Here is a 12,252-nt window from a genome sequence, read left to right on the forward strand (position 1 = left end):
ATTTCAGGGCTTTTTTTTATTACTATATTTCAGAAAATTTCAAATTATTAGTCGCCTAATCCCCAAGATTAAACTTGGCATTCATCCCAAATATAGAATGACTTCTTTCGTAAGACAGTGAAGTAAATGGAGAGTTGACCATGCGTTCCCAATACATCCCCATATTGATTTTTTTGTTGATCTGATATTGAAACTGTGGCCTGATCTGAAGATTAAAGTTACCCTGGATTGGTACCACATCGCCATCAAGCCTTCTTTGTAAAGCTTTGATATCGCGGCTGGTAAAGTCTATTCTCAGGTTTAAATCATTTTTTAAAACAATAAAATTACCATCTTTGCCCCGCAAAGGAAGCTTAACATTGTTTTTCTTAAAACCTATCCCAAACACATAGTCATTGCTGTTATACTCTGCTACTTGTGCATTTGAAAGATTCAAAGCAGCCCTCCGTTCTTTATTCCAGTTAAACGAACCCGTTATTTTCTTTTTGGTTGTAAATTGTACCCCCAAAAACGGCGAAAATCTTTCTTCCATCTGAATGGTACTCATGATGAAAGTTGGAGCATAGAGAGGCGTCTCACCTGCTAAGTATGATGGTACTATCTGATTTCCAAGCGGATAGTTTCTGATCATCAGATTTAATACCTGGCTTCCATACTCCAGAGAAGAGGTAAAATTGCCAACACTATAGGTCGATATATATTGGTGACTCAGTGTAATGGAATTGAAAAGTCTTTTGAAAAGCGGAAGTTTTTCCATACCGGAGTAATCTATTCGCCAGTTGGGCATAGGAAAAGCAAGAAAAGGATTAAATGTTTTTCCTCCCCGCCTGATAGATTTTTCAAAGATTTTATCGAGAGATTGACCACTATAGGCTGCAAAAAAGGCAGGTATTAATACATCCTGTGAGTTGAGATCATATTTTCCAATCCCTTCTGCTCCCTGGATTCCATTTAACCTGTCCATTACTTTCTTGCGATTGGCAACCATTCTGTCGAATATCTCATACTTATACATCGTGGCGGAGTCATTGCTCATTTTAATGAATCCTGTCTTAAATGACCAGAACGACATGCTGAAGTTTCCATTTCTAACCGGATTTAATGTTACATGGCTACCTCCCACAGTTTCCGGGCGATACATTTCCTGGTAGCTGTCGCCCCGGGTAAGATTCCCTTTGATTTGCATTCTGAAGCCCTTCCATGGTTCCAAATTGGTGGAGTAATCAAACTTAACACCACGGGTTTGGGTAAAGGGATTGTTTTGAACAATACTTTCAGAAAGCCATTTGTTATCTGCTGCAATTTTATGAATATTTCGATTTTGGCTTCCCATTACAAAATCAAACCCCGGTGCAAAATTATTTCTGGTGTCCATTCCAAATACATTGGGAGCATGCAAAAAGCCTGGTAATAATGTAGTTTCAAAAAGAGCATAATTGAAGTTTATGCCTCTGACCGTCATCAAAAGCCTCGTCAAGCTCTTAGTCACACTGCCAGCAGGTTGTTTGTAGGGTTCATCGTCTCCCGGTGACCGAGTAAATCTTTGTTTAGGAGGTGTAGGCGAGTTGGCAAGTTTCAGGAATTTTACCTTATTATAAAGTTTTACCAAATCGACCTGACCATTAAAAGCTATCTCTCTGCCGTTTTCGAGCATATTACCAAACTCATAATCATCATTATCTGCAATCTGAAATGAACCAGCTGTATAACCATAATTATTATTAAACCTACTGTCAACCCGCATCCAATCCAATAAGAAAAACTTATCAAACGGAAGCTTATAGGTGGCCTGCATTTTTTGATTATAATTTTTAGCTCGGCCTAAAGTTTTTAATCCTGAAAAGAATGAAATACGGTCGTTGGTTATTGAGTCAATATCATCCTGAATCGAAGTCATTTGGGCATTGTATGAAAGCACAATTGATTTAGTGAGGTTCCATTGGGCATCATAATATCTGTTTCCTAAGAAGTATTTGATTATGTTAGGAGTATTTCCCTCTGTGTTGAGATTTGCATTTCTATACATCGTATAAAAATAACTGCGATCATAATCGGTTCTGATGGCGATAAGGTTAGGAATTGGAGAGAGATTAAACTCTTTGATGTTTTTCAGAAAAGGCTTGTCCATTTTTTTTGCTTTTTTAAATGGCTGCCACGTAAATCCTTTGGGCTGATATTGGTAAGAAATACCCAACCTGTTTTGAGTTTGAAGTACACTGTCCAATAAAACGCTGCTTCTCAGAATTTGGTTTTGAGCATATGAGAAGGTGAAGTTTGAGATGTCATAAAAATGCCCTTTGGCATTAGGATTGGTTTTTATTTTTCTGACATTCGTAAAGTTAAAACCTTTGGTTATGTTTCTCTCTTCCACCATTGATTCAGTGAGGTTTTCCTGATAAATGCTTGGATTTAGTAAAGCATCACTCAGTTTTATGTCGGGATCAAGAGGGTTAAAACGGGGAGTAACCACTTGCTGGTCATAATTTAAAAACAATGGAATTGCCAGTCCCCATTTCATTGGGAAAAATTTATCTAAGTCCAGATTGGTAGCTACTCCAAAACCCTGTGAAAGGTCGCGGGAACGGGCTGAAATTCTGTCTTGGACACCACCGAAGCCATAGTTTTTAAAATTACCATTAATCATCATCGTTCCGATATCAGCAAGTTTAATGTCAGCCGAAAGAATTCCCGCTTCACCCGATTCCTGATCAAATCCAAATGCTCTGAATTCGTCAAACCATGCGGTAAAATCCCGACCCAATTCTGCATTTAAGGTATCGTTATTTTTGATACCTATCATCATTACGAGCACATTGCTAAGGTCCGGATTTCCTATTACTTTGATTTTGTAATTTCTGGTAATTTTTTCTTCAATATCAGTTACCGATCCTGAAACTGTACCTATAACAGGAACTAACTTACTTTCTCCATAAATTTGGTTCATTGGGCTTCCTGTACGGTTTCTTTCGAGTTTCAGGCTTCTAAGTAAATCCAATGGTACATCAAATTCGTTTTCCTTAGGCCAGATTTCATATGGGTCTTTTGAGCCGTTTTCAGTTGTTCTAAGGCTTGGAAGCTCTATTTCATAATAATTATTTTTAAGGTCAGTCCCAATTCTTAAAAAGGCTCCGGCTATGTTTTTATCGTTGTTTTTGTTTTGTGTATGAACAAACATTTTGATGCGTTTGTACATATTCAAATCGAGCTTTGTATTTTTAAATATTGCCCGACTATTTCCGCCTTTTAGATTTTCAACTGAGAGGCTCAAAGATTGCTCGTTCATAAAGAATTTGGTCTGCTGGGTAAAGTCCCGGTCTCTGACAAATCCTGGTGGCACAACATAAGGTGTAACCCCCGGTTTGATATTGCAATCTTCAGTTTCCAGAGGGCAACCATTTTCTTCAATATTAACAGAAGCAGTTTTAAAAACTACCGAGTTGTCAGTTTCCGGTACTTCTGTTTCCCCTTTGTCGGTCAGGCTGTTGGTATAAACCCGATATTGATTTGAAACCAACTGTAAACTGGCAAAACGTAAAACCACGGGTTGTTTCCAATCTGTAGTGATCAGTCTGGCAAAACGGATAGACTTAAAGCCTTCTTTTCCCAAAGGATAGCTGCGGGTAGGTTTTCTTATCGGAATACGGTGAAGATACCAGTTAGCATTTCCTGCTGAAACTTTATCTACTATATAGCCTTGGCCCACTTCCATTTTTCCAGGTACCAAATCAATCTCATATTCATAATAATCCTCGATTTCATTGATGGTATTATCCTGATTGATGTCTTCTTTGTCAGCGAGGTTGGTCGATGCCTGGTTGTCAAATTGCGTGCTGGTATTATTGGTTTCCTGCGAAATAGGAGGGGCATTGCCTTCCATTCCAAGGTAATCCTTAAATCGTTCTATAAAACTGGCATTTTGGTCAAATTTAGAATCCAAAAAATAGGTAAAATCATCTCTGGAGGGGTCTTTTTTGATTTTTTCCAGTGTTTCAGAGTCTGTTATTTTACCATCAATATTTTTCAAATAGTCACTGATATGAGGGTATTTTCTTTCTTCAGCATTGGATAATCCTTCTAAACCCACATCCTGCTTCAACCGTACACTTTCCTGATTATCAAAAGCATCGGTTATAAATTGAGATCGGGGAGCCAAACCCCATTTGGTTTCAACAGGTTTTGAAATGCTCGAACTGTCTTTTATGCCATTTTCAAAATTAAATCTGGAATCCGGAATTACGTCTTCTGAAACATCTCCCAATTGAATTAAGAATTTGCCTCCTGTTTCGTTCTTTTTATTTCCGTTAGGTTTTCCATCACGCACAGGTGCGGCAAATGGGTCTAAAAGCCAAAACTCAAGATATTCAACATTGGAATTATCAAAATCGGCATCGAAAGTGATGCCCCGCATGGTAGATCCAAAACTTTTTTCAGGTGATTTTAACATACCTTCGGCATTGAGATCTGGGTTGTAATTATACATTCCAGGCTCTTCAGGAAAATATGAAATGTCTAAAATAGAACTCGGCATTTGCGATGCATAAATCTGTCTTGATTTTCCGGGAAAAATATCTTGTGGAGAATAACTTTTTTCGTAGATATTTCCGTTGGCCTGATTTCGAATCGACTCAGGAATCACATTGGCAACACCAAAATCTCCCCCAATATATACCGACATGTCAACCGTATAAACCGACATTTTGGCTCTGTTGTAATTGTATTTGTAAGGATTGCCTAACAAGCCAGGTATAGAGTCAAGGAATTTGCCCGGTGTAGAACCTAATCTCCATTTGGTAGGCTGACGACTCAGGTCATTGATATTTCTTGCAAATTCAAAATCATCAATCATGGAGCTACCTTTTACCCATTTATTGTTTACTCCCGGCCTAAGTTGTGCAAACTCCGCAGTGAGCAAAATGGAAGAAGGCTCTTTGGTTTGAATCCCAGGCAATGCATCAAGCATTCTGGTCAGTCCATTCAGGTTTTTCTTGAGATTAAGGTCTATGCCCCAAAGGGTGTTATTTACAGGCTCACTTCCGATTGAAGTTCTCGAAATAAAGCCGGGAGTATTTTCTCTCAGGTCCATCAATGTGGCACCGATTCTCAGGTATCTATTTACGGTATAATCAAGCCTTAATCCAAAAAGTCGTCTGATTTGAGCTGTAAATAGGTCTGGCTTTTCATAATCAATTCTTATCTGCCTTCCAGAGCTCAAAATACTCTGGTTGGTGATAATAATCCTGCCCATCTGACCATCAACTGTATAGTCGGCACCTTGCTTAAGTTCTGTTCCCCCTGCATATACTTTTACCGAAGTTCCTGCAGCACCAAGAGGAAGATTAATTTCTGATCCGCCAGATTGGGCACTTCCCGAAAGGAAAAATTTATTTTTTAAACTTATCTGTTGTGCATCTATCAGAGTTTTGGTATAAAGCTCTTTGAATACATATTTTTGAATTAACTCAGTTTCACCAGAACCAAAAACTTCTTCCAGGTGGCTTCCAAAGGGCTCCAGGACAGGGAATATTATCCTTCCGGCCTGGGTGTTTACCGTTACATTTTCAACAAAATCAAAATTTCCATCTTTAAGCCTGTCATTATTAAAGTTGAGCTTATCCATTCCCATTACTTCCAGAAAAGGCTTATTTTTAAATTTTTCGCCACCTTCCATCAGGTTAGGAGTGTCCATGCCGGTTTTGTCGTCTTTGTACACTATCCGTAGCTGAAATCCTTCTTTATTTATTTTGCCCTGAGATAATGAGTAAATATTCTTCATCATCAGGTTCCACATCGGATTTTGCAGGCGGTTTCTGATCGTAGATGATTTCAATAATTTCAGGATTATTACCTCATCCTCAGGTTTGTTTACGTAGTCCTCGGTAAGTTCCCCTACTTTATAAGCCCTGCCATTATAGGTGTATTCATAAGAAACAGCAAGTATTTCATCATTGCGAAGAGGTGTAAGCAGCGAAATATAACCCAGCTCAGGTTGAAGTTCATATTCTTTGTCAGATAGCCTTTTTGCTCCTCTTAATAGCTCAAAATCATCGCCATTGTTGAGTCCCATTCCTTTTAGCGTATTGGATGTATTGTCGATTCTTCTGAAATCGGGATTGCTGGCAAGATCTTTATAAAGGTTATTGGATTCGTTCTCCGCTGTTTTTTTTGTTGGATCGGCAATTAATTTATTGCTATAGGGTTGATTTTCTGCCAAATCATTCAATCCAATCAAATTTCTCATTGATTTTACATCATTGGAGCGATTGGTTACATATACTTCAATTCGGGTAATACGTACTCCCGAAGTAACCATTGGCAGGTTTTTCAGTGAAGCATTATATTTATTTCTGAAAAAATGCGATAAAAAGAAATGTCGGTTTTCATCGTAGTTATCTACTCTGAGTTCGAATTTCCGGCTTTGATTACCCCCATTGAGTACAATTGACTCCGTGCGACTGGTTTGTTGTGCAAAAACGGTAGTGACATCCAATTTTCCGAACTTCATTCCAATTTTTGCACCCATCAGGTTCTGTACTCCTGGAATCAACTGGCTTCGGTTGGGCATGGTCACATTTCCCAGTTCTACCTTTTGAATGATATCTTCCGGGTCATTTTTAAAATTCAGTTTGAATTTATTTTCAAGGCCAAAATTTGATTTAGTATCAAAATTGCCCAGAATGTTCATTTTCTCTTTGATCTGACCTGCTTTTTTGAGAACATTGGTCAAATCCGAAATTTTCGGAGATTTTTCTTCATTTTCAGTATTTTCTCCGGCTGCATTCTGATCATTTACCCCTTTAAAAAGGTTGTTGAAATTGATGGATATCTGTTGGTCAAAATCAAAAACTGACTGTCTTCTAAATGAGAGGGCAGTCATTGGGTTATTATTATATTGAGTACCGGCTCTCATATCAATAGCCACAAAGCCATTGGGTGTAAATTCGGGTACTTTATCCCCAAAAATACGGTCTAAGACAGAGTTTTTTTCCAAAAGAGGATTTATCCTTTTTCCTGAAAACGAAGTGTTGCCATCCTGTGCTTTCTCCAAATCCCTGATAATACTTTTTCGTAGTAAGGCATTTTGAAGGCTGGAATACTCATTAAAACTCATGCTTTGAGGCATTTTGACATTTATGCCTTCTTTGGATTGTTCAGTAATCGAAAATGCATTTTTTTTATCCTGAAAAAAAACTCCGGTTTTTAGGCTATCCGGAAATAATGACAAAAATGGTGGCCTTATATAATTGAAACGTGGCAAATATGAGTCTTTCCAATAGTTTAAATACGAAGTGTTTCTTGTTTTTGAACTGTCAGATACGACTTTCTGAGCCGATGCATGGATTCTGCTCAGAAAAATGAATGTTATAATGAATAGTTTTACAGGTAATCTGTTATGCATAAATTAAAAAATGCAAATATTATTTTCTTGCTTAAAACGTCTAAAATCCTGCCAATATTCTATTTGTCTCAAATATTATACAGATTATCTTAGTGAAAGCTTAATTAATTCTTCAAGTGAAATATCACCGCCGGTACGCTTCAGGATATTATCAACTGATTTTTCGGCTGTAGCCTTTTGAATTCCCAGCGTAACCAAAGCTGAAAGTGCCTCTGAACGGAGTGTATGGTTGGTAGAGGCAAACATAGTTGGATTGATTCCTTCAGCAAGTATCTCTTTTTTCAATTTGTCTGTCAACTCAATTATTGCTCTCTGGGCGGGTTTGGCACCTATTCCTTTAATATTTTGAATGGTTTTTAAATCTTCCGAAATAATCGCCTGTTTGATTTCAACAGAACTTAACGATGATAAAAACACAAGGGCAATACTGGGGCCAATTCCTGAAACACTGATCAAATGTTCAAAAAGCTCTCTTTCGTCTTTTGTGAAAAAACCAAAAAGTGAATGTGAGTCCTCTCTGATGATTGGAACTGTGTAAATTTTTACAGATTCAGCATTTGGATTTACGGCGGAATAGGTTTGAAGTGAAATTTTCACAAAATATCCCACACCATTTACATCAATAACCAGATGTGTGGGTTCTTTTTCAACTATTTTACCGTTGAGGTATGCTATCATGGTTTATTATCAGGTTAAGCAGGTTTAATTTATTATTTTTACTTATATTTATTCACATAATCAAACCTAGAAAATTTAATCAAAATTACGTTTTTTACTCTTAAATATGATAAAAAGTATCAAAAAAATGGTTTTGAAGAAAATGCAAAGAAGCCACAGCAGAGTTAAAGACTATTTTAATCTTGAAAGCAACTGATCTTCCGTTTGAAATCCCGTATCACGCCAAACTTGTCTTCCGTCACGATACAAAACAAATGTAGGGGTAGTTTGAATGTCGTAACGTCGTTTCAGAGTCTGATTATAATCGTTGTCTATTCTGAAAACCGTTAGGTCAGTGCGTTGATTATCAATATTGTAAAGGGTTGGAATCATGGTTTTGCAAGGTGCACAATCTTCGGTAAAATAGCTTACCAACACATATTTGTTTTCTCTTATTTTTTTAAAATAAATATCAAGCGGGAAAATCTTTGTGGCAGAAAAATTTGGGTCTTTAGAAACATAAGGTTTGGAGCCCGTTACCCATTTTTCAAATCCTCCAGCTAATACAACTATCCCTTTATATCCAATTTCGCTTAAATATTGAGCCGCATTTAAGGCATCTTCTTCTGCTTGAGAATACAAAAATAAAGTAGTTTTTTTTGGAAATCTACTCGTAAAATATTCTTCAAATTCATTCATCATAAAATCGGCATTGATCGATTTTTTGATATGAGCCATATTAAATTCTTTGGGAGTTCTAAGATCAATAAGTGTAGCTTCAGGCGAAGATTTAAGTAATTTTTCAAATTCCTGTGCCGATTTTTTGGAAAATAAATCCTGTGAAAAACTTGCTCCAAAAGTGAGTGAAAACACCAGGATTAAAACGTATTTTTTTATCATTCTCAATTTTTTTTCATTTCAAAAACAAAAATTGTACTAATTTAAGTTTCATGTTCAATATAATGCAAATTTTACTTTTTTATTATGGCTTTGCGTAAATTAATACGTTATTTTGCAGTGTTTTTAGTGCTTTTCCGGGGCTGAAATTTTCTGAAAAAGCATTTTTAAAGCCAAAATTTTAAAATAAACATTTAAGAAAATGAGTCAAATTGTTAAAGTTCATGCCAGACAAATTCTGGATTCAAGAGGAAATCCAACAGTAGAAGTAGATGTAATGACCGAAAATGGATATTTGGGTCGTGCGGCTGTACCTTCTGGTGCATCAACCGGTGTTCACGAAGCCGTAGAATTACGTGATGATGACAACAGTGTATATGTAGGTAAAGGTGTGCTGAAAGCCGTTAAAAATGTTAACGAGGAAATCGCAGCCGAACTCTTGGGCTTTAACGTTTTCGAACAAAACGCTATCGATAAATTAATGATTGAGCTTGATGGCTCAGCAAATAAAGGGAAATTAGGTGCCAATGCAATTTTGGGGGTTTCTCTGGCAGTAGCCAAAGCCGCAGCTCAGGAAGCCGGATTGCCACTTTACCGCTATTTGGGCGGTGTTAACGCCAACACACTTCCTGTTCCAATGATGAACATCCTTAATGGTGGTTCTCATGCCGATAACTCAATTGATTTTCAGGAATTTATGGTAATGCCTGCCGGTGCTGCCACTTTCTCTGATTCATTGAGAATGGGTACCGAAATCTTCCATAACCTCAAAAAAGTGTTGAAATCTAAAGGATATTCGACTAATGTGGGTGACGAAGGTGGATTTGCTCCAAACATCGGTTCCAATGAAGAAGCTATTGAAATCGTACTTACTGCGATCGAGAAAGCAGGATATAAACCAGGTGAGCAGGTATTTATTGCTATGGATGCTGCTTCTTCAGAGTTTTATGATACAAAAACCGGTCTTTATACATTTAAAAAATCAAGCGGAAAACAAATGGATTCTCATGAGTTGGCTGCTTATTGGAACGCATGGGTTGATAAATATCCTATCAAGTCAATCGAAGACGGTATGGCTGAAGACGACTGGGCAGGTTGGGCTGAACTTACTAAATTGGCCGGTGCTAAAACCCAATTGGTTGGTGATGATTTATTTGTTACAAACGTTAAAAGATTACAGGAAGGTATTGACAAACAAATTGCCAATGCTATTCTGGTAAAAGTAAACCAAATTGGTTCATTGACCGAAACTATCGACGCGGTAAATCTTGCTCACAGAAATAAATATAAGAGTATCATGTCGCACCGCTCAGGTGAAACTGAAGATGCAACCATCGCCGACCTGGCAGTGGCTCTTAACTGTGGTCAGATCAAAACTGGTTCAGCTTCACGTTCTGACAGGATGGCCAAATACAACCAATTGTTAAGAATCGAGGAAGAATTGGGTGCTGAGGCTTATTTTCCAGGATTGAAATTCTGATTTTTTGAAAGAAAAGTTAATTTGAGTTGACTTTTGAAAAATTGACTTATAAATAGTCTTTAACTTTAATGCGATTAGGTGAAAAGTACATTTTTTGCTTAATCGCATTTTTATTTCAATATAATTATGATATTTTCCTATGTATTTTTATTAGAGTATTTTATCTGGCAAAGTTTTTCTTTGGCCTAAAGTAAAAATTTCAAATCTCCAATTTTGTTAAGATTATTTTATTGCTGAATATAAATCTTACTTTCCGTAAAGTTTTTTAGAGGCCTGTTCGTATTTGTCGCCTGCTTTCCAAACCGGGGTTTCGGTTTTGTTGGCTATTAACCTGGCAGAATATATAAATGCCTTGCAAAAACGAGCCATATAACTCATACTCACATTTTCGGGATTATCAGCTGCCTGATGATAAAACTTACCGATTTCAGCATCAAAAGCAGTCAGTCCCGGAGAATAATTGGGTGCGGGTATTCCTTTTGCTGCCAAACTAACATTATCTGACCTATCAAATAAGTTTTGCTCAGGCACCGGATCATTGATTGCTTCCAAACCTGAAGCACGACTGGCTTCAATTATTTCATTTTCAGCCGTGGTTCTATCCAGTCCGATAATTGTAACTTTGGTCGAATCATTATAACCGGCTCCGTCACTGTTTAAGTTAAAAACACATTTGTTCAAAGGTATCAGTGGATGCTCGGCATAATATCGGCTTCCAAGCATGCCCAGCTCTTCACCTGTGTACCCAAGAAGCAAAATTGACCTTTTGGTTTTTTGTTGTGAAAGAGCTTTGGCAGCCATAATTAATGCGGTTGTTCCGGTCGCATTATCACGTGTACCGTTGAAAACAGAATCATTTTCTGTTATTTTTCCGTATTTTTTTCCTGTACCAATATGATCAAAATGTGCAGAAATTACGATAAATTCTTCCTTTAATTTTGGGTCTGAACCTTCAATTATTCCCGCTACATTGTATGAATTAACAGTACTTTTTACTACTTCAGAAATATCCAGATTAATGGATTTTAAAGGTTTTTCAGAAATCCATTTTGAAAAAGCACTATTTACCCAAATATGAGGAATTTCAGTGGAAAACTCCGGTTTTGCAGAAAGCCTTTCGTTTCCATAATTTCGGGTGATATTGGCAAAAGGAAAATTGAGGTTATAAATTTGAATTAATGCTAATGCCCCGTTTTCCGCAGCAAATTTTATTTTTTTAGCTGATCCGGTTATGTTCTGAAAGGGTTGATTATTGTCCGGAATTCCAAATTGACAAAGCACAATTTTCCCTTTTACATCCACTTTTTTGTAATCATTGTGGTTTTCATCAACCCATCCGTATCCTACATAAACCACCTCAGCATTTTCAGCCTTCAGGCCTTTTCCACTTAAAGCTATAAAATCTTTTCCCCATTCCAGTTTATCATTTTCTGTCGAAATAGAACCTGTTTTGATTGGTTTCGTAATTTCGAGCGGCACAGGTTGAAGAAAATCCTGATTTTCACCCATAGGTTTTATCCCCTGCAATCTGAATTGCTCAGCTATGTACCTTGCTGCAATGTTATTTGAGATTTCGCCAGTACGGCGACCAAGCATTTCATTGGAGGCCAAAAACCTTAAATGGGCTTCAACTTCTTTTACCGAAAGTTTGTTTTCAGGCATTTTAGACAATTTTTGAGCCCTTACCTGAATACCAGTTGTTACAAAAAGTAAAAGAATAAACCCTAAGACTTTCTTCATATTTTTAGTTTTTTTTTCAAATGTAATCCAAAATGTATGATTTATTCTACTGAAATATTATGAATGGAAAACTTGTGTTGAT

Annotated in this window: 5 protein-coding genes; 1 reads left to right on the plus strand and 4 read right to left on the minus strand. The window is 37.1% G+C overall.

The window, feature by feature from the left end; translation table 11 throughout:
• Positions 1 to 55: 55 nt before the first annotated feature.
• The 3 genes from sprA to IPP61_14305 all read right to left on the minus strand — a co-directional run bounded on the left by sprA (position 56) and on the right by IPP61_14305 (position 8,953).
• Entirely contained in the window at positions 56 to 7,396 is a 7,341-nt protein-coding gene (sprA, locus tag IPP61_14295) for a cell surface protein SprA (GenBank protein MBL0326328.1), read from the minus strand.
• Between the two features lie 84 nt (positions 7,397 to 7,480).
• Complete coding sequence (gene ruvA, locus IPP61_14300; protein ID MBL0326329.1) at positions 7,481 to 8,074, minus strand: Holliday junction branch migration protein RuvA; 594 nt, start codon at positions 8,072 to 8,074, stop codon at positions 7,481 to 7,483.
• Between the two features lie 171 nt (positions 8,075 to 8,245).
• On the minus strand, positions 8,246 to 8,953 hold the full coding sequence (locus IPP61_14305; GenBank protein ID MBL0326330.1) for a hypothetical protein: 708 nt from the start codon (positions 8,951 to 8,953) through the stop codon (positions 8,246 to 8,248).
• Between the two features lie 199 nt (positions 8,954 to 9,152).
• Here IPP61_14305 and eno point away from each other — a divergent pair, with 199 nt between their 5' ends.
• Complete coding sequence (eno, locus tag IPP61_14310; GenBank protein ID MBL0326331.1) at positions 9,153 to 10,430, plus strand: phosphopyruvate hydratase; 1,278 nt, start codon at positions 9,153 to 9,155, stop codon at positions 10,428 to 10,430.
• A gap of 246 nt (positions 10,431 to 10,676) precedes the next feature.
• On the opposite strand, the gene IPP61_14315 is transcribed toward eno, so the two are convergent.
• Entirely contained in the window at positions 10,677 to 12,170 is a 1,494-nt protein-coding gene (locus IPP61_14315) for a M28 family peptidase (protein MBL0326332.1), read from the minus strand.
• Between the last annotated feature and the right edge of the window lie 82 nt (positions 12,171 to 12,252).

This window comes from Cytophagaceae bacterium, from assembly GCA_016722655.1.
In the GTDB taxonomy this organism is placed as follows: Bacteria; Bacteroidota; Bacteroidia; order Cytophagales; family Spirosomataceae; genus Leadbetterella.